The sequence below is a fragment of the Agrobacterium tumefaciens genome (assembly GCF_013318015.2).
In the GTDB taxonomy this organism is placed as follows: domain Bacteria; phylum Pseudomonadota; class Alphaproteobacteria; order Rhizobiales; family Rhizobiaceae; genus Agrobacterium; species Agrobacterium tumefaciens.
In genome coordinates, this window is record NZ_CP115842.1 from 387,606 (window position 1) to 408,103 (window position 20,498).

Sequence of the window (20,498 nt, forward strand, 5' to 3'; positions counted from 1 at the left end):
GAGATGATCGCAATCAGGTCAAAAGGTACCCGGGATGTCCAATAAAACTGCCCCGACAAATCCTGTCACCACCACCGTGATCTCACATTCCGATCACCTGAACGATTGGTCTCGTTGCCCTGTCGCGCGCGCGATCATCTGTTCTCCCTCCTCCCTCTCCATACGTCTGTAGCCGCATCTGCAGCGTCAGACCTGTCGTCAGTCCGCTCTGCGGTCCGACGGCGTGTTCAATTCTGCAGCCGAAAGGCTGACGGAGCGTTCCCGCATGGGAGAAGGACATGAGTATGGAAGTCGAGATTCCGCTCGCTATTCAGATTCTTCACGAGCGCCGTAAGGGCCGCGACTTCCTCGCTGTCCCCTACAAACGCACCACCAGTTTCGCGAAGCCCAGCCGCAACGGGGGCGATTGGCGTCAGGCGCGCTCGTACCCTTTCATCATCGAAGGTGATCGCGACATCTCGCTAAAAAACAAACCAGAAACCGTGCCTGTCGAAGAACGGATGAGCATCGTGAGTAACCGTATCACGATGCCATTCGGTGGCAGCGGGACCAGCCATCGTCTCGAGAGCCAGCTTGAAGCTGGCCTGCTGACGTTGCTCGCTTGCAACCCGCGGGTTGTCAATGTCCGCACGCAGTTCGGACCTTTGCCTTTCGTGCATCAGGGAAAATTGCGGCACCACTATGCAGACATCTGCGCAGACTTCGATAACAATTGTCGGTCGCTCTATCTCGTCCGTGCGGAGGATAATCTGCGTGATCTGCCGATCACCCATGAATTATTGACGAAGCAATGTGTCGGCAAATTCGCGCATCGCATCCATCTCTACACCGACCGACATATCAATAAGCCTGCGGTTCTGCGTGCCGACGAGCGCCTTAGGGCACGCAAGCTTCAGAACGAAGCCACAAACCAACAGCTACTCCAAAAGCTTCGTATGATGGGAGGCTCGGCAATGCTTTTCGACCTGTTCTCCGAGCTCTATCCGGCGGTCACTTTCGCCGAAGGCTGGACCGCCGTATGGGCGCTTATCGACGCCGGAAACCTCCATCACGACCATCCGCACGCTGACGAAATGATGATGACGCGCCTCTCCCGCGTATCTCTCGTAAAGGGCATCTGAATGAACACGAAAAAGGCCGATCCTAAAAAGGTTACCTATACCGATATCGGGTCCGATGATCGTATCGAATTCTTTGGCCGCCAGTATCGTTTCGACGAGCGCCTGGACGACGGCGTTGTCATCAAGTCCGACGATGATCGCCCACACAACATTCTCGTCCTCTCGTGGCGGGACATCTACGACCATATCTGGGCGAAGAACCTGGTCGTCGAGAAGGATTACTTCTCCAAAGAGAGCGCCATCAAGCGTGCCTCTAAACGATCGCTCGACAAGTTGCGAGAGGACGTCGCTCTCAAAACAGTCGCCGTGCGGCAATTCCTAGAAGAACTCGATGAGGGAACGCTAACCAAGTCGGACGACGACATCAAAAAGTTCCTCCGCAAGTTTCGAATTGAAAACGCGGCACTCCTTGAAAAGGCTGATGACGCCCGTAAAAAGCGCGGCAACAAAAAGCGCGGGATCGTGTCCCCCCGCCAATTCCGTCGCTGGGTAAAAGACTTTCAGACGGGCAATCGCCTGGATCACAGCCTTGAGTGGAAACACAAAGGTCGCGCGTCTTTCGGCAGTAGCTTTACCCCGGAAGAGCTGAAGTACTTCGGCACATACATCAACGCCTTCCTGGACGAAAACGAACCTAACATGTTGGCTGCCTATTCGAAGCTCGAACGCGATTATAATGATCGTGTTCGGCGAGGCGAGAACCCTGGCGCACTGTGCTCGTATGGTACTTTCCGTCGGATGGTACATGCGATGGACGAGTTCGTCGTGAAATTGGCGCGAGACAAGGATCATCATCGAACAACGCGTGAGCACGCGATCAGCCGCAAGGGCCTGCAGCCGCGCTATCCCCTGCAAATCGTTGAAATGGACGAACAGTTCATTGATCTGATGGTCATTTGTCAGCTCTTCGGTTTCTGGGAATTGCTCGACCCCGATATCCAAGAGCGTGTGGCAGAAATCAAGCGCGTATGGATTTGCATCGCTCTCGATGCCTATTCACGCTCAGTCCTTGGTATGCGGGTTCTTGCCGGCGCTCCATGCGCCGCCGAGGCGATCGCCACCCTCGCCATGGCCGTTCGCCACAAGACGTACACCACTGCCCTTTCGCAGGAAGTGATTGAATGGCCTCAATGCGGTACCCCCGACAGAGTCCACACAGACGGTGGTGCCGGCTTTGCCAACGATGAGTTCCCGATCGTAGTGCAGGCCCTCACGGGTAAGCATGCTATCCCTCCGAGCAAACATCCCCATCTGCGCGGCCGCATCGAACGGTTCTTCAACTCGTTGTCGACCCGGTACATGCACTTCTTCTCTGGCCAGACCTTCGGGAATATCCTGCTGAAGGGGCAGTACAAGCCGGAAAAGCACGCTCACATTACCCGCGAGATGCTCTGCGAACTGCTCGTGCAGTTGATCGTGGTTTGCTACCACAATACACCGCACCGCTCCCTCAGCGGTGAAACCCCGCTCGACCGTTGGTATCGAGGCTCGCAGCAAGAACGCGGTGTTTCACCGCCACCTACCGACGAGCAGTACCGCGACATCTTCGGCGTCCGTCTTGTCAGGACAATTGGCCGACGAGGCATCACGATCCTTGGAAACATCTACGCATCGACAGAACTCGACGACCTCGCGATGCACAAACTCAACTGTGAGGTGGAGGTTCACATGAACGATCAGGACATGTCGGTGATTTCGTTCAAGGACCCTCGTGATGGCAATTGGTACGACGCGTACGCCACCTTCGAAGGCTTCAATAACGTGTCTGTACCAGAATGGATGGAAACCGTTCTCTACCTGCGCAGAAAATTCGGCACGCGCGCGCCTGGCAAGGAACGTGCACGTCAAATCGTTTCCGACGCGCTTGCGGCCGTTGAAAAGGTGGCTGAACAAACGCGCCTGGCTCACGCAATCGGTGGCCCGCTTGTTACCGACAAGACAATCAAGAAGTTCGAGCGCGAGAACATGATGAACTGGCAGTGGTCCAAGCACCTCTACGTTGACTTTGCCGATCTGAACCAGCGCCCCGTTTCGAACGGCACAGTCGAATTCGTCGTCAACGTCTCAGGCGATGATCCCCTGAACCCGACAGGAACCTTCGACCGTGACGCGTTGGAGGAGCCAAACGAAGAGCGCAAGGCCTTGGAAGTGCCCCGCAAGACCAAAACTAGGACGGTAGCCCGATCTGCCAAAGCCGCCGAAGACGATGATGACGATGATGACGATGACGAATTGGCTGTTGATTTCGTCAGTCTGCGTATCGAAACGAAGGAGTAATCTCATGAATTCCCAAGCCCCTAACTCGATGCTTGAGTTCCTTCGTTCAACGATGGACCCGGTGCAGCTCAAGCGCTCAGAGCTTCTGGCCAGGCTCGAGAATTTCTACGTTGCGACCAAGATGGACGACAAATTCAGTCTCGAGTTCAGCATCATGATCTCCGAGATCGCGGCGGGCAATATGCCAGAGGGATATGCGATTGCCGTGCCGGGCAAATCCGGCAGCGGGAAGAGCACAATGATCCGCCATCGGCTCAAAACCCACCCCGGCCTCCAACCTTACGTCGACCAGTACGGCAACAAAAAGGAGGCTTGCCTGTGGGTAAAAACGCCGGCCGGATGTTCGATGAAGTCGCTTGGGGAACATGCCCTCAAGGCAGCTGGCTATCCAGGCGGTGCCCTCAAAAACGAAACGGCAATTTGGGACAAGCTGCGGGACGCTTTGATGGTCAAAGAGTACAAGATCGTCTTCTTCGATGAATTTCAGCACGTTCTCCACGCCACGACGAGCAAGTCCAAGGAGCACCCTGCGAACCAGGTCAAAGCCATTATGCAATCCGATACTTGGCCAGTTTGGCTGATCTTGAGCGGCGTCGACGATATGATGGGTGTCATCGAGGCCGACCCACATCAGCAGACATCCCGCAGAACACGTGTCGTCGAGATGGAGTTGCTGACGGAAAATGAAATCACCTTCGTAGCCTCGGTTTTGAATGAACTGTGCTCCACAGTCGGTTTCAGCGTGTCGTTCAAGCCTACGAGGAAATTCATCATGCGCCTCATGCATGGAGGATTGCAGCGGTTCGGGATGATCGTGCAATTGATGAAGCTCTCAATTCAAAGCGCCATCTTCGACGACAAGACCTTCCAGCACAAAGTCATCAACCATGATCACTTCGCGGAGGGATATCGACGGCTGAGCAATTGCGATGACAGTACCAATGTCTTCACTTCGGAAGACTGGTTCAACATCGTTCGAGAGGTCGATGAAAATGGAAGGCTGACGACGGCCCAAGTGAATGGACCGAATTGAAAGCGGCGGACCTGACACAGAGTTAAATCAGGAGATGACGTAAACGATGTTACAAGTTCCACTTTTCGAAGATGAGGTCCTACCGGGTTTTGTTTCCCGTTTGGCGAAAGCCAATCGCATGGGCCCTCTAGGGTACTTCTGCAAAGCGTATGGGATGTCCTTCCATGGTCTGAACCACGGCAAGCCCGACGCCATCGAAATGCTGTCTTCCTTTGTCGGACTACCAAGCGAGCAGCTCTCACACCACGCGACCGGGGTTACGACCTATCGGTCCACGACGCTATTCGGGCAGACATTTGAACAGGCTTTGCTGATCAGGAATACGCTTCGTTTCTGCCCGAAATGCTTTGAGGCCGACGAGCTGTGCGACGATCGTATTCCTGGAACGCGTCGCTATCGGCGGGCACTTTGGCTCTTGAAGCCGTATCGCATCTGTCATGTCCACCACTGTGAACTTGTCGAACTTCCCGGACGTAAAACCAGTCCTTCGTTCGACTTCTGCGTGGAACTCGATGTCGAACAGGAGGAAATTCAGAGGCTGTCTTCTGGACTTTCCGATCGGCCGGCCGGCCCTGTCGATTTGTTTATCGGTGACCGATTTTATAGCAACGTTTCTCATGGGCCGCTAATCGACCAGCTTGAGACCGCGGTAGTTCTCAACATCAGCCGCGTCCTGGGAGTGGCATTAGTTCACGGCAGAGACCAGACCCTTGAACTGCTGACGCAAGACGCTGTCGGCGATGCCACCGACGTTGGGTATGAAGTCCTGGCTGGAGGCGTGGACCAATTTCACAAAGCTCTCGACCGCATTTCAGAAGGTGCGGCAGCGGGCACGTTTCTTCGTTACGGTCGCTTCTATACCCATATCCGGCAAAGCCAACACAAAGAGAGCTATCAACAAATCTGCGAACTGTTCCAGGCTCATGTGGCAGAAAGATATCCCCTTACGGCCTCAGTGAAAAAGTTTGCGCGTACACAGGAGGAAAAATGGACGACGGTCGCGCATATTGCTGCTGTGACCGGGTTGTCCCCACCCGTCGTTCGGCGTCGGCTGACCGATGCCAACATCAACACGAAGGCAATCCCCGTCAGCGCCCTGGCATTATTTGACCGGATGTCCGGTGGCACGATCCAATTTCGCGAGGCGGCAACTATTCTCAGATGCAAGCCCATGTTGGTGAGCCAACTCACTGCCGCCGGCGTATTGCGTCGTTTGGACTTCGATCAAATCGGTCATCGAGGGAGACGCAATACCCGCTTGATCTCGGAGGTCGAAGTGAAAGAACTTCACGAAACCATCCAGAAGGTAGCCACCACTGCGCTTGAGCCCGAGATGCAGTCGATCAAAGAAGTGTCCGAGCGAATGGGAATTAATCGGATCGATCTAATCGTAAAAATCGTCAGAGGTGAACTGAAACGTGTCGCACTTAGTGGACGACCATCGCTCCTCGATGACGTTATGGTCCATCCGTCCGAACTGAAGAACGCCAGATTTTCCGGCAGCCACGTCGATAACGCGGTAGCTTTGGGGATTCTGGAAATTTCCCAAAGAAGTCTTTTGGCTCTTCAGAACAATCGATTGATTGGCTTTGACGAGGTGCGCTCAGACAATGGAGCTGTCGTCTATCGAGTGACGTCGCGAGCAGAGTTGGCTGAATTCCGAGAACGCTATGTCACCGTGAACCAGCTCATCAAAGCGACTGGGCTAAGCCAACGGCAGGTCCGCAGTCTGCTTAGAGGCAATGCGGTGCCGCCGGCCATCTCAACTGCGGAGGGTGGTTGTGCTTTCTACGATCGCGCGCAGATTGGACCTTTTCTCGAGAAAGACTTGTGGCGGGTAAAGGAAGTAGCGCCCGTATGAGATTTTGGATGATGGTCGCACAGTTGTTCACGCTAAAATTGAGCTTTCTCAATTATAAATAGGTAAGACAGCTGCGATATGAAGTGTCCATAGAACGTTACCCGATGGTAATTTAGCCGCCCTCCCTCTCGGTTGCGACAGACCTAAGCTGAAAATGATGACATGGGAATTGAAGTAAGCAAAACGAACCAGGTGAGCATCAATCACCGACACGAAAACGGCGTTGATACTTCACTAGATGGAAATCCTAGCAGAGGTCATTTAAAAGGTATTCCCCTCGTTCACGTATTCCGTCGGAACCACAACGGTAGTCGGCGAGACGATGGCAATCCGTTGATTTTTGCCTTAAAGGGCATGCGCGGCTTTTCAATCACCCCATTTTGGGAGAAGCAGTTGATGAAAAGAGCAGTACAAATCATCTCCTCTGCATCGGAAGACTTCGCGGAAATCGACTACTGCATGCCGGTCCCTTCGTCCTCGCCCCTATGCGGAAAGTTCGCAGCATTAGTTGCGCATACACTTGAGAAACCGATTATTGATCCAACGTTCCTGAGGAAAATGAAAGTTGGTGAGGTTCTTGCGGAGGTAAAAGCAAATCCGCCTCGTGTCAGGTCTGGTCTGAAGGTGACATTCACGTCGCAACTCAGCACGTTGGAGAGGACAGACCAAAATCGAGAATGGCAGGCAAAAGAGGTAGATATTTCCATTCGCCATCTCTTCCATTCCTTTATACTTGAGGGCGAAGCGCCCCCGCTTGCGGACAGGCATGTACTACTGGTAGACGATCTTTTCGCAACAGGGTCTTCGATCCTGTCTCTGAGGCAAGTAGTCCAGAACCAACTAGGCGCATCAGTTTCAGCGATGTGTCTTCTCAGCGGAGCTCGGTAGCACTTGACCCCTTCTACTGACTTGAGTATGATCAGTGGCAATCGGAGCAATCCGCGACCCTGTATCAACCTCAGGGTCGTTAAATATGAAGCAGGGCCTAAAACCCTGCAGGGCCGCGCGAGCACCGTTAACCGAGGTCAAACCCGTAAGGGGAGAATATCGGGACGCTATGAAGCGGGTAGCGAGAATTTGGAGAGGGAGGTCTGATGGCCTCCCTTCTTCATTTGGGGGTCGAACCTGCTTCGATAGTCCATTTAGATGAGGATTCGCACCACGCCTCAAATCGCTTATGCATTAGCTTCCGATTTTACCGTGATTGGACCTTCGCATCGGCAAAAAAATCCTTTTACGTTTTTGGCAGCATCATTTGGGCGAATTCAAGATGGCTATATATGCGCTACCAAGCACTGCTTTTGCCTGTTCCCCGAAAACATCTATGCGCGCGATATGCTGGCCGGTCCCAGCGAAACAATCGTGCCACGGTGATCGGTCCGAGACGACGACTGGATCGTCGAAATCCTCGAATTGATCCGCGGTAATATCAACGATCACCGATCCGGACTGGAGCCAGGCGTGGGATTTTCCGCCGCGCCATCCAAGATAGTATCGAAACTCACCATACCCTTGCTCAGCAAGATATTGACCTAAAAGAAGGGTCGCATCTCCGCATGAACCATTCGGAAAATCCTGTAACGAGATTGGGAGGCTGTTCTTCGGTGTCCCCACGATAAGTTCGCGAAATCGCGACGCTGCTTTTTTGAGTTCGTCCACGTGTCCTCTCCAAATAAGTAAAACCCCGGCTAGCTCGTCGGACTCGATGATTTTTTTACTGCCACTGCAAGCTCTCGCCCTAATTCGTAGAATCTAATGACCCTGGGACTTCTTCAAAAAGCTGACGTACATCTTTTGCCAGCCAGTTTACAACATCTCGAACGACACCCGTCTCATCAGGGAGCCCGTCTCCGTCCCAACGACCCACTACTAGGTTGCGGAGAATCGCGGCCCCCGTTTTGGTCGCAAAGTGAGATCGGTCGCCTGAGAACTGGGCGATTCGTCCGAGGTTTCTTAGATGCAGCTCTTCAATAAATTCCCAAGAACGCCAGTCGTCCGATGGAGTGAGCGGAAAGGACACCACTGCACCGGCTTCTGAAAAAAGCTCCATTGGCTCGTCCCAATAATTGAGAGAGATTTCAGGGTGGGTCGCATCCTTGATGACTTCGACCTCAATGTTTCTTCGAACAGGAAGTTCTCGGAAATTCCCCAGTAGCGGTGCTAAGGCAGGAAACGAGTTTTCAACAATCTCCGCATACGCAATTTGCCGTCTGCTATGAAGCGCGTCGAGTGATTTCGCGAGCTTCCGCTGATCATTAGGTTGTTTCAAATCGAGCCTCAGGGGATCGCACCACCACTGCTGCAAATTCGTGACGCCGGAATTTAGTAGAAAGTCCACATGTGCGATTAGGTCGCACATTCTAAAAGTTTGGCCGCGGCGGTTGGAAGGCGGTAAGATGACGCGGTCTTCAAATGCGCTAAGCGCTTTTCTGATTGGCTTTAGCGCGTATCCGTCGGGCATGACGATCTTGTATTCGCGCTCCAAGTGGTTGATCCGACTCATAACGAGCTCCTCGGTCCATACCATACCGCCCCGAATGCGCCGCGCCTTGATCGCGTTTGAGAGCGCCGAACCAACCGCCTTAATTCCAATTATGCGGCCTGCGTCATAACCCAGACCGAACGCTTTGAGATTTATGCCGAACCTGCGGTGCGCGTCTGTCCGAGACTTGACCTCGATCCTTGGCATCCCCGGCTTCAGGGCGCGAAAGGCATAGAAGGCGTGGTCTTGGCTGAGATCACCGATTATTCCCATCTCATCGACATCCGTACCGATCAAAGCGAACCTTATCGAGGTCGTCATCGGTTCCAGGTGCGCCTCGACCACGGTATCGAGAGCGTTTAAAACCACTTTGAGGAACTCATACGCTTCGGATTTTGGTCCACGCGAGTCCTGACCGGTGGCCACGCCGGTTCCAGGCGTGAGATGGAGGCAGTCAATCGCCGTCTGGAGATTAGCCCGTGCTATCGCATCCCATATGGTTTGGCTCTGCTCCAATGTCTCGGCCGCAGCCAGAAGAAGACGTGGGAACTGCGAAGTCTCCTCTAGGTCCAGTTCCTCGACGCGAGACTTGATGTCACTACCCGCGTCATGAATGAACGCCAACGCCCTGAGATAATCAGCAAGCGCCTCGTGGGTCAGTTCGATTCTACTCTCCGTGATGCTTATGGCATTGGCGTCCGTCAATCGCTCTAACGTAACCGTGGCATTGCCATCGCCAGAGACGACAGCCGCAGCCTCTTCGAAGGTCAGTGGCGCGACGCGCGTAGCCTTTGCGAGCGCCGTGAGCGAGGCTCGGTACTTCAATTTCTCGATCTCACCGAAGTCAATCAGCAATCTGCTTACCCAGTCTTCGTAAAGTGGGCGTACATGTGTTGGATAGCGATTGTGCTCTCTAATGTAAGACACGACGAGGTCTGCTATCAGCGGCTCCTTACATAGCCCTTCAAGGTGACCCGACATTGCCGGTGATCGGCCCAAGAGACTGGGCCTACTTACGTTTCGCAGCTTCATCAACCTCTGTAGGTCGCTCTCGCTGTAGCCATCGAGACGTAGTATTGGCAGGCCAAGAGTGGCGAGCTCCCGACCAGTCGCGCGGGACATCACGAAAACCTGAGCGCGCGGATAATCACGGCAAAAACTTCGCAGGCTGGAAATCCACTTCTCGCGCAACCGAGGCTCTAAGCGTTCGAAACCGTCCGCAACAACCGTGATACCATCTCTTTTGATCCGATCTCGGAGAACGAGTTCCGTTATCTGCGGAACTTGGCGGGAAATCCGCTCGTGCAGGAATTTTTCAATCCCCGTTTCGTCTACAGCGACGTCCGGGATAAAGACTTCGAGTACAAGATGCTGTCGTGTCCCGCGTCGTCGCAGCTCAATCGCCTGCACACACAACGAAGCCGCGAGCATGGATTTTCCATAGCCGGACGGCCCTAATATGATAGCACCCCTCTTATACCCCTCAACGAGGCTTTGTGAACTGACGGGTTGATCGGCCTGAGGGTCATGCAAGGTGCGTTGCATCCACGGACCCAGCGCCGACAGCCTATCCAACTCCCGTTCTTCGAAAGCTGAAAAATCCTCAGTAATCGTAGCAACACGCTTATGCGCAAGGTTGGCACAAATAATGCGAACGGCCTCGACGCCTGCGATCGCCTCCAGATCGGATCGCCTTGACGCCAGGTCACAGACATCTGCATGGAACACCAAGTCATTGTCCAACGTGGGCTGGAGCTGCCAAATTTGCATGACCACTCCGTTCGTCACCAGAATAAGAGGTGCGCGCAGATGCTGGGCATAGGATTCCGCCTGGGCGACACCGTCATGCAGTGGGATTCTAGGACGCTTTGCCTCGACGACGATAGCCGCCGTGTTACGGTTATGCGGCTTTCCAGTGTACACGACGAAATCAGCCTCGGGCGTCCTGCCCTTTTGCTTCTTGCTGCCAACACGGATTTCAACGGGAGGCTTCGGCCGGATGTCGGAATTTTGGTAGCCGAGGGCGTTGAGTAATGGCAATACCAAACGCGTTTCTACCTCTGCCTCGTTAGAGAAATGGAGAGTGGACAAACTGTCCCAAAACGCATTCTCCGCCAATTTTCTCTCCTCTCATCAATTTAACTCCGCATGCACATGGACATCTCTCTGTGTCCTAAGTGCTTGGAGGCCCGCCTAAAAATCGATAAGTGGTCATATTAGCGTTAGCGTAAAGTCGAGACCTATCGGGAAATCTTTTCAACGACCGCCCTCCGTATCAAGCTGCCGAGAAGGATTTCGATCTCCTCCCCTTCTTCCGTATCGATGACGCTCTTCGCCAACGGGGCTGACTGATTCACAATTCCGCGTTCGGGTTGGCTCGGTTCTTTGACGATCTTGAACTGATAGGTTTCCTGATTTTTGTCCAGATAGCGCAAACGAACGGTGTCCCCCAATCTGGCCGTTATTGTTTTGGCCGCAGCACTACTCGTCCCTGGCGCGGGCGTAGGGTGCGCCCGCAGTGCAAGGGTGGTCTGCCCATCATCTTCACCAATCGGGCGCGTCTTGGGCGACGGAACCTTCGGTTCGGACTTTTCAATCACGATTGGCTTTTGAGGCAGCGGCCGGGTGGCCCGATCCTTCAACTCCGACAAACGGGCGGAGATCGCCGTTCGAAGTCGTTCGGCCTCCCTACGCGGATTGTCGAACCAGTCCGTGCTCCAAACCCGGTGAATTTTCCAACCCAGGTTTTCCAGAACTTCCTGTCGATGACGGTCACGGTCACGCGCCGACTTTGAGGAATGGTATGTTGCCCCATCGCACTCGACCCCCATGATGAAGCCGTTTGGCCATTCCGTATGTCTGATACCCAGATCAATCGAATAGCCAACGACGCCTACTTGGGGAACGACAGTGCATCCCATGGTTTCGATCTGCTGCGCGATGTACTGCTCAAGCGGTGAATCGAATGCACCGTGAGTGCCGGACGAAGCTTCAAGGAGACCTCCAGCACTGTATTGGAGCCAACGCTTGAGCATGAGCGCCCCTTCATTGCCTCCCTCTTCCGCAAGAAGGTCGTCGCTTGTCATGGACGTAAACGTCCGAATTTGCTCTTTAGCGCGGCTGAAGAGAACATTCAGACGCCGTTTACCAGTTGCGCCGTTGAGCGGACCGAACGCTTGGCGGACGCGTTCACCAGGTGCAGGTGGGCCGTAGACCGTCGATATGAAAATCACATCGCGCTCGTCGCCCTGGACGTTTTCGAGGTTCTTTACGAAGAACTCCTCGAGCCCACCTCTCTCCGCACTCCAGCGCTCGACGTACTCGGTCGCCCTTTTGTCTCTAGCGATTGCATATTGAAGACGCTCGTTAATGAAGTCCGATTGCGACTTATTCATCGCTACGACACCGAGCGATCGATGCGGATCGGTTTTCATGAAATCCAGTGCCGCTTCTACCACCGCCTCGCCTTCGATAGGATTCAGGCCAGCCTTGTAGATGCCCGACGTGAATGTAGAGAAGACGCCCATAGACGGATCATCTTCGTTTGACGACGGGAAAACGACCAAGTCGTCGTCGTACATCATCCTATTTGAAAATCTGATCAACGCAGAATGGCGAGAGCGGTAGTGCCAACGAAGCATCCGCCGTGGTCGGAATGCACCGTTCGCCATTTCCAGCACAGATTCCTGGGTAACAGCGTCGGGCTTCTCGTCGTCCTCGTCGTCGCCCGCGTAAATCTTTTGGAAAAAATTCGTAGGCGGCAACTGCTTTGTGTCACCCACGATCATCGCCTGGTGGGCGCGGTACAACGCACCGACGGCATCTTCGGGAGGCATCTGGGATGCCTCGTCGATCACGCAGATGTCGAAGTCGATTGATCCCTTGGGAATGAACTGGGCAACCGCAAGTGGGGACATGATCCAGCAAGGCTTGAGTTCCAGCAGTGCGCGGCCAGCACGGCGGGTGATGTCCCGCAGAGGAACACGAATTCGCCTTTGGTTTGCCAAGTGTTCGAGAAGCCCCATTTCGGAATAGTCAGCAACACGACCGCGTGAATTTCCGCTTGCTGGCCTTGCCCCTGCGATGAGTTCCGACCGGAGGGCTTTACGTGAGAGTTTCCTGACATTGTCGTCGGCATGCTTGAATTCGGCTCGGATGTCCTCGAGCTGCTTGCCGGAGTAACCAGCCAACTCTGATCCGTATTTGTCATACACGCGTTCGGCCGCCGCCCGACGAACCAGCGCTTCCACCATTCGAGGCAGCTTGTCCCAGCCGGCGACTTGCGTTTGAAGCAAATCAACAGTCTCCATCATTCCGAAGCGAGCCACGTCCGTCATAGCCTTCGAAATCAGGATCGCTGTCTCTAGTCCCTCTGCATCGGTAGCAGCCGCCGAAAGGAATGTGCCCATTGCAGATGCGTCCAGATCGTTGGCGTTGGCTCGCAGATCGCAGACTGCCTCCCGCGATGCATCGGTGAGCGCGGCATTGGCCTCCACGCCAGTAGCAACCGTTGCACTGGTTTCCGCAACCAGTAGAGGGTAGTCCTTGTCCTGAAGACTCCGGCGAAGGATTTCGCCGGACTTGGCTGCCTCTTCGAACAGGGAAGCGAGTTCAATAAGCGGTCTCGTTGCCTGAAAATCGGTTCTCCAGCCCGCGAAGCGTCCTCCGAGTTGGGCAGCTTGGGGAAATGAATCCAATCGGAGAAGAGCTGTCTGCAAACGGTCTATATCAGCGGCTAGCGACCTTATCGCGGATGGCCCGAATTCCCTACCAGATGGCAGAAGTTGAATTTCCAGTCTCGAAAGCTCCTCGTGAACCTCACGTAGTTGAGCCAGAACCGTCGACGACTCCTTGCCGAAATCCTCGACCGCTCCAAACTTCATTTCGGGAGGCAAATCCCCAACGGCAGGCATGCTCTCAACCAGATCGGCCTCTGCCGTCTTTAGGAAAGACCTGATCTCGCGATGTTCGAAACCAGGAAGTGTTTTATCAATCTCGGCATAGAGGCGGGCCAACTCTTCGAAGGTCTGGAAATCTGTTTCTCGACCTTCGAAGCTGGGGCCAAAAACTCCGCTTCGGATAGCCCTCTCGTTGAACGCTTCCTCATCCTCGAGGAACGTTTGTAATCGCTGGAGATCGTCGATTGCCGTAGTTTTGTCGAAAGTGCCTCTTTTGGAAATTGACAGGTAAAACGCCTTCGCCTGTTTGAAAGCTCCCGACAGAAAGCTGAATGCTCCCGATTGTCTGATCACAACAAGTGGGCCTTCAACGTCGGACGCCTTCAGACGAGTTTTAACAGTGACTGCGCCACTTAACTCCGCGTGCCGCTGGCGAAGAGCCTCTGCTCTTTCTAAAAGCCCCCTGAGGGTTTCGATCGAAGCCGCGTCGATCAAGCTCGCACGGCGCTGTGCGACAACTCGCTCACTGGTTTCCGACCATATTCTACGCGCGTTGCGCACGTCTCGGACAGTCCATTCTGCTGCACCGGGTACACGGCGTACAAAAGCCGATACATCGGCGCTAAGCCGTTCTGCCTCGATTTTGGCATTCGAGTGAAATTCGATTTGCAGTATCCGATCAGATGCATCCAATCTTACGATCCCGTTCGCCTCACAGATATCGGCGATACGGGTGAGTGAATCAGAAAGGTCTGGCATCAAAGGATCGGTGACAACTTCACTGAGCTTTGCCACCTTCTCTTGAGCGCTCGCACATCGGTCAAGGAATTGCGAAATCGCTGACGCGGGAGCCGCGACCGCAATTGTGATATCGTCGTCCGACAAAGACTGCGGATTCCATTCGACGAGACGATTTATCCATGAAGCTAGCTGAGTAACATCGCTAAGCGTAAGGGTCGAAATGCCTGTCCGCTTGCGCAGGGTCGAAAGGGCCTCATCAAACCGCTTATAGGACGACGCCGCCTTCTCGGTGCGGGCAATAATAGCGTTCATCTTGAATGGGCTGGTGTCGAGGGATGTGGTGCCGCGCCAATACGGACGCTTGGCGGCATCCGTGGAGGATATCTCTGCCAATCTTCGTACCGCCTCAACCAAGTTGTTGATCTCGTGTTCCTTGAGATCGGCCTTGGGCAACCGATGTTCCAATACGGCCGTTGGCGTAAGGCTCGACAGGGCATCTTGTGTCGCGATCGCAGCGCCCAAAACAGCATGGACTGATTTGCCGCTACCGTTCCACTCTTCTGAAAGGATGCTGACGTAGCGCGCCAAGCGGTCTCTAGCTGCAGCAAACCGTTCTCGTTCTTGTTGCATATACCGGGGCGATGGTTCCACCGCATCAAGTCGCGCTCGAAGCGAGTCCATGAACTCCTCTCGGCTCCCCTTTCCCGCAAGAAGCGGCAAAACGAACTCCCCTAACCCAACTTCTTCGAGACGAGAATGGACGACTTTCAGGGCCGCGGATTTTTCGGCAACGAAAAGTACCTTCTTGCCCTTCGCCAACGCCGCGGCAATCGAGTTGACGATCGTATCGGACTTCCCTGTCCCAGGCGGGCCCTCGACAGCGATGTTCTTGCCTTTCACGAGATCAACGAGGACGCTAAACTGTGAAGCATCCGCCTTTTTCACTAGATGAGGGACATGCGCCTCGACATCTGGAGCGTCGACTTCGTACTCGTTCGCAATCGCTCCGGCTTGTCCAACCTCAGAGCCAACAAGGAGGTTTTCGATTACGCTGTTTTCGGAGAAATCCGATATTGCTGTATCAAGGTCTTCGTACATGGCCATGCGTGCTGCGGGAAACACACCGAACACGATCCAACGACGGACACGCCAAGAAACCTTTGTCTGCTCGACAGCGGAAACCTCCTCAAAATAGGCCTCAAGAGACCCGCCGCCGAAAACAGGTAGCTCGATATCGAATTCACGGCGGAGCTTTTCGCGCAGTACCAAATTTGTCTCTGCTTCTTCTCCGGCACCTTCGACAGTGAATACCGGTCCTGCAGAAGTTTTCTGGCGCGACATTGACGTAGGCAACAGCACCAAGGGAGAGTAATAAACGCGGTTATCGCCGCGCTTGGGGTCCTTCCACTCCAGGAAACCAAACGCGCCACGAAGCAGGTTTAAGCCCGTCTCTTGCTGCCAAGTTTTTCCCTTGGCCATCAGTCCGTTAAGCTTGCGCTCTAAATCTGGCCCGAGAAGCAGCGTCTGGATGAGGTCATCGTTATGTTTCGAGTCTATGTTTTCGCTAGGTTCAGGCAGGTCAAACCCAGGATCAATGCCGTGATTACGGGCATGCTGGGTGAGAGGTTCATCTTTTCGTGTGATCCGTTTCGGCATCCCGAGTTTTTCACGGATGCAGTCCTTTAGCTCCCGCTCCAATGTTCGCGCTAGGTCTGGATAATCGACAGCATCCGCGTTCAATTTCGAATGCTGCTCAAGATATATGGGGTCTGTCACCAGCCCGATTGCAAACTCCTCAAGAAAGGAGGCACCCTGTTCGTCGGGCGGGCCATCCTCAAGCGGTGGCAGCGCGCGAAAATCAAGCGAAACGTCGTTCAATAGCGAATAGAATAGCCTGTCGGGAAGCTCGTCGACAACGCGGACATACCCTGCGGAACGAGAACCGAAACTCAAGGAGACCAAAGGGTTCTTCGCAGAAAGATCAAGTAGTCTTGGCCTGATCTCCTCGATCTTCGACCTTACCAGCTGGCTGAAATCCTGCGCTTTTGATTGACTCGCGTCGGACATAGAGGACTCTCGTAATATTAGGGTATTTCGTGGTGTCTCATGCCGGACCTATACAAATCAAGCGTGAATTACTTGATCCTTATCGTCACTCCTAGATTGTATTGAAGATGTGATGCCCGGCACTCGCTAGCCGTAAAATTGAAGACGCCTTGCCGAAACGCGATCAATGCTCTGCGCCGAACTGCTCGCCTTTGCCTGTTCTGCAATCTTGTTTCTACGGAAGAGCACCAGGAGTTTCTCCACGGAGACTACGCCGGTGATTTCACAACAAGTCGCGGGCGACGTGAGGTCAATCGCCCGTCGCCCGATGAAGTCGGATGGTCCGGGCGACACTGGCGAACGGAGCAAGCTAGTTTTGTACGAGCTGGATAAAGTCTCCGAATTTGAGGCCGTGGTCGTTGATCCGTCGTGGGGGAGCCGCACGCAGCATCGGATCAATCGATCGGCCCCGATTCAATCCCCCTTGAGGCACCCGGCTTTCAGCCGCTCGAAAATTGCCAGAGGTTGCCACGCCGGTTCACTGCCAATTTCGGACGCTTTCCCATATTTCTCCAACGGCGACAGCTTCGAGAGTGTCGTCACGCCGGCGATGAAGGAAGCCTGTAGCGCCTTCAACGCCTTTTGATCGGCGAAGAACATGTCATTGGATGGATTACTGCTCGCTGTCACCGACTTGCTCTCCGTGTATACGAGTATGCCGGGAACATTGTAGTCCGGATAGCGTGACCTCGCCCACTCGAGATGTTGGTAGACTTGCCCGACTTCTTCAGAGTTAATCGCATTGCTGCCAAGCTTGTCCGTCTTCAATTCGATGGGGATCGCTACCTTGGTATTATGATCGATCCAAACGTTGTCCGGACCGTCGTGCTCATCTGTATCAGGCCGCCTAGACTCGAAGCCCAACGCCGCCCCAATGACTCTAACCGCTTCCTCCGCCTTTTTGTGCGACTGATCACCGTACGCAGATTCAGTTGCTTTCATCAGTTTCATCAGCTTGCGACTAGCCTCGGGCACGGTAAGCGCGCAGAACTCGCGTAGCCCCTCCTCGATTACGGTTTTACAGGCCGGAAGCAGGCCGACTTCCTCCTGTTCCTGACGGGGCAGTGGAAGTTTGCCGCCCAGCCTGTTTCTCGCCTCGTCAAACCAATCGAACATAGCGTCGGAACGACTGAGAATGGCGTTGGCCGCGCCGAGCCAGATTGCATACCAACCAGCGAGGCGCGGATTCTTCATCCGCACTTCATCGATAATCTCCTCGAACTGCCTGAGCGCTCCACTGTGATCCCCCTGCCAGAGCATGAGAATGAAATTCGCTTCGCGCTTCGCTAGCTCATCATCAAATTTTGTGTAGTCCTCACGATCGCTGATGCGCTTCTCGTCGATCGGGTTCTGACCGATCTGCGCCTGATAATACCCAAGCCAGCCTTGGTCGCGCTCGATGATTTGGGTCACGATTGACTCGATTTTATCGGGCGTCATGTCTTTCAGCTGATCGCAGAACTCCTCAGAAAGACGTATCTGTTCTTGAAGGACTTTCGGAAAATACGCTTGGTTAGCAACGTTTCGCAGCCAGTTCTCGGCATCGCTGGAATAGATGAAGTAGATGCCGTAGTCGTTCTTTCCGCGATTGATACGGCCAAAGAGCTGAGTGAAACGATTGGCGACCCGAGGGAAGAATGTCTGATCTAACTTAATACGATCGAACAGGTATCTTTCCAGCTGCGCCGAACCAACTGGCACTCCATCAACCGCCATGACACGGCAGTCATCGTCGGGCAAATCAATGCCGTCATATCTACCCAGCAACATGAAGGCCCCTGTCGTCCCCGCACGGAACTCGTTCAGCCTTTGCGTGAATGTATCAGCGCTCTTGGGCGGGGAGGCAAAGTCGTCCCATTTATCTGCCGCCTTCTCCGTCGGGGTAGCGATCAGAACCTTCACTTTTTTGCTTAGGGCTTGGAGACCCTTCACGTCGTCACAGAATTTGTTCAGAGACGAGCTAAACAACATGAGCCTCTCACCGAGGCCGGCGTCAACGTCCGGTTCAATCACCCTTGGGGATCGACCAAACGCACGGACGATATCGCCCTTGGACTGGACCGTGGCCGAAAGGAAGACCTTGGGCACACTCTTGTCTTCAAGGGCGCGGACATGGAGTGCGGGAATAAAAGGAGGTGTGATCTCGATTATGAATTTGCTGATGGTAATCGCGCAGTACTGCAAATGTCCACGCAGATAATCGAAGGGCAACTGAAGGCCGATATCGCTGTCGATGTGCGGTTCCAACGCGGCTTGGAACTCGTGGCTGCGGTTGTGCACTCCGTTTGGTGGGCAAAGCGCTACGGAACCTGAGGAGAAATCCGAAACAATCTGCTCAAAATTATAGACCTGACCGATATCATGGAAGCACTCCTTGATGATCGCCGCAATTTGGGAATAGAGAACTTCGTTCTTTGCCTTCCTAATCGTCAGGGTAAACGCGTCTCGGACCAAACGCTCACCGACATGCGCATCATCAAAGATGACAGCACCCGGCGCATTCTGGCCTTGGAATTTGTTCCGAGTGTTCAGCAGGGCCTGATAAGTCGTTATGCAAAACGATTTTGACTGGGCAAAATTCTGGTCTGAAAATTTCGACTGGTAAAAAGTGGTCGGCATAATCCCGATACCGTTGGCTTCGCGAACCGTTTGATGGATCAAGTCAATCGTCGGGCAAACGTAAAGTACATTTCGGACGCCTTGCAAAAGATAACTCTGGGCGATCAAAACCCCAACCAGAGTTTTTCCGGCACCAGTATACATTGAGATCAAGGTGTCTTGCTTCGGATTCCTGTACCATTCGTCCAGCGCTTGTGCTTGGCCTTGCCAGAGCTCCTTGATTTTCGCCTTCCCGGATGGTCGACTGCGGAAAATGTCCCGCGGATTGGGAGACGCGCTCCTCGCTTTGGGCTTCTCCAGTCCACCGAAATCAAAAACCATGATCCACCTCCCGTCAAGAAGGGGAGACTAACAACCAGTCGTATAAAATCAAGAAGCGATTAATCGTATAAGTTAGGATCGTGGACGAGGAAGTATTCAAAGAATCAACGGACCTCCGGATTACAGCCGTTACACTAACGCGATGTGGAGTGCGCCACTTCCTTTATCTGAAAGCGCCGCTGCGGTGTTTCTCTTTCGTCGACGATAAAATGAAAAGCAAGCGATCTGGATTGCTTCCGCACTCCCTCAGCTTCTTAAATAGTGAACTCACTACTTCGATGCCGTCCCACGCCAGATAGCGAGGAAGCGGTTAAGCGCTGTAACTTGTTGACGTATGAGGCTTTGATTTCGCGCCCGCGCCCACCCTTGCGAGAGCCTGACCGAGAGCCATCTCGATGTCGAACAGATTTTTGGCTTTCAAAATCGTGGGATCGCCAACCAAGCCTAAGTGCACCAATCCGTCATCTACAGATCGGTCAGCATCGACCCAGCCGCTCGCTATCAGTGGGGTCTCCTCTGACAGTTCGGGTACGCGACCCGCGCGACTGGCCACGATAGTAAGAAACACTCCATCCCTCCCCTCGTAAATCTGCTCAACAACGAAGACTCGATCAACGAACACATCCTGCTTTTCATCGAGATAGAGACCGACGTCTTCGCCGAAGCGAACTACAAACGCGTCACATTCAATTCCGAGGTCTGCATACGAGACGTCGCGGGCATCGTGGCTTGTATCGGAAAGATCGCTAAGTTCGTAGGCAACTGCGCCAGCAGCACCCCATTTCCGGATTACTTCAGCTAGTAATCGAGAGCGTGCCGCTTCGTCGTCGAAATGATCAAGCGATGGTCTATTGGCCGTCGCTGCTTCGCTAGGTCGTGGGTTGTTCATCGATTTTGCTCCCAGAGTTCGATTTAGAACCGATGAGGCTCAGTATCGCAAGGGACAAACTGAAAGGCTGCCAAAGTCGCTCAAATTGATCTGCCGGGACGAATAGAAGAGGCACGCTCGATCTCGAGCTGTGTTTAAAAGTCTGCAAAA

General features: G+C 53.9%; 10 protein-coding genes. 5 read left to right on the plus strand and 5 right to left on the minus strand.

Annotated elements, in window-relative coordinates; translation table 11 throughout:
* The first annotated feature begins 278 nt into the window (after nt 1-278).
* The 5 genes from G6L97_RS15385 (at nt 279) to G6L97_RS15405 (ending at nt 7,180) form a co-directional block, all read left to right on the plus strand.
* Nucleotides 279-1,121, plus strand: coding sequence for a hypothetical protein (locus G6L97_RS15385; RefSeq protein ID WP_174003308.1), 843 nt, complete (start codon nt 279-281; stop codon nt 1,119-1,121).
* Nucleotides 1,122-3,398 (plus strand): DDE-type integrase/transposase/recombinase, encoded by a 2,277-nt coding sequence (locus tag G6L97_RS15390; RefSeq protein ID WP_174003310.1) that lies wholly within the window; start codon nt 1,122-1,124, stop codon nt 3,396-3,398. It abuts the gene before it with no gap.
* Between the two features lie 4 nt (nt 3,399-3,402).
* Entirely contained in the window at nt 3,403-4,431 is a 1,029-nt protein-coding gene (locus G6L97_RS15395) for a TniB family NTP-binding protein (RefSeq protein WP_174003313.1), read from the plus strand.
* Between the two features lie 46 nt (nt 4,432-4,477).
* On the plus strand, nt 4,478-6,292 hold the full coding sequence (locus G6L97_RS15400) for a TniQ family protein (protein WP_174003316.1): 1,815 nt from the start codon (nt 4,478-4,480) through the stop codon (nt 6,290-6,292).
* 162 nt (nt 6,293-6,454) lie between these two features.
* The gene (locus G6L97_RS15405; RefSeq protein WP_082185841.1) at nt 6,455-7,180 is read left to right on the plus strand and encodes a phosphoribosyltransferase; all 726 of its coding nucleotides are present in this window, start codon (nt 6,455-6,457) and stop codon (nt 7,178-7,180) included.
* A 363-nt stretch (nt 7,181-7,543) separates the two neighbouring features.
* On the opposite strand, the gene G6L97_RS15410 is transcribed toward G6L97_RS15405, so the two are convergent.
* The 5 genes from G6L97_RS15410 to G6L97_RS15430 form a co-directional block, all read right to left on the minus strand.
* Nucleotides 7,544-7,951 (minus strand): hypothetical protein, encoded by a 408-nt coding sequence (locus tag G6L97_RS15410; protein ID WP_082185840.1) that lies wholly within the window; start codon nt 7,949-7,951, stop codon nt 7,544-7,546.
* A gap of 79 nt (nt 7,952-8,030) precedes the next feature.
* Complete coding sequence (locus G6L97_RS15415; protein WP_174003319.1) at nt 8,031-10,892, minus strand: type I restriction enzyme HsdR N-terminal domain-containing protein; 2,862 nt, start codon at nt 10,890-10,892, stop codon at nt 8,031-8,033.
* Nucleotides 10,893-11,014: 122 nt separating this feature from the next.
* Nucleotides 11,015-16,480: a DUF4011 domain-containing protein gene (locus G6L97_RS15420; RefSeq protein WP_174003321.1), complete on the minus strand. Its 5,466-nt coding sequence runs from the start codon at nt 16,478-16,480 to the stop codon at nt 11,015-11,017.
* A gap of 453 nt (nt 16,481-16,933) precedes the next feature.
* A complete protein-coding gene (locus G6L97_RS15425) occupies nt 16,934-19,459 on the minus strand; it encodes a DEAD/DEAH box helicase family protein (RefSeq protein WP_174003323.1) in 2,526 nt (841 codons plus the stop codon).
* Between the two features lie 310 nt (nt 19,460-19,769).
* Nucleotides 19,770-20,348, minus strand: coding sequence for a hypothetical protein (locus G6L97_RS15430; RefSeq protein WP_174003325.1), 579 nt, complete (start codon nt 20,346-20,348; stop codon nt 19,770-19,772).
* Nucleotides 20,349-20,498 lie beyond the last annotated feature (150 nt).

Coding starts and splice junctions, on each gene's coding strand:
- G6L97_RS15385 (WP_174003308.1), top strand. CDS start 279: ATGAGTATGGAAGTCGAGATTCCGCTCGCTATTCAGATTCTTCACGAG.
- G6L97_RS15390 (WP_174003310.1), top strand. CDS start 1,122: ATGAACACGAAAAAGGCCGATCCTAAAAAGGTTACCTATACCGATATC.
- G6L97_RS15395 (WP_174003313.1), top strand. CDS start 3,403: ATGAATTCCCAAGCCCCTAACTCGATGCTTGAGTTCCTTCGTTCAACG.
- G6L97_RS15400 (WP_174003316.1), top strand. CDS start 4,478: ATGTTACAAGTTCCACTTTTCGAAGATGAGGTCCTACCGGGTTTTGTT.
- G6L97_RS15405 (WP_082185841.1), top strand. CDS start 6,455: ATGGGAATTGAAGTAAGCAAAACGAACCAGGTGAGCATCAATCACCGA.
- G6L97_RS15420 (WP_174003321.1), bottom strand. CDS start 16,480: ATGTCCGACGCGAGTCAATCAAAAGCGCAGGATTTCAGCCAGCTGGTA.
- G6L97_RS15425 (WP_174003323.1), bottom strand. CDS start 19,459: ATGGTTTTTGATTTCGGTGGACTGGAGAAGCCCAAAGCGAGGAGCGCG.
- G6L97_RS15430 (WP_174003325.1), bottom strand. CDS start 20,348: ATGAACAACCCACGACCTAGCGAAGCAGCGACGGCCAATAGACCATCG.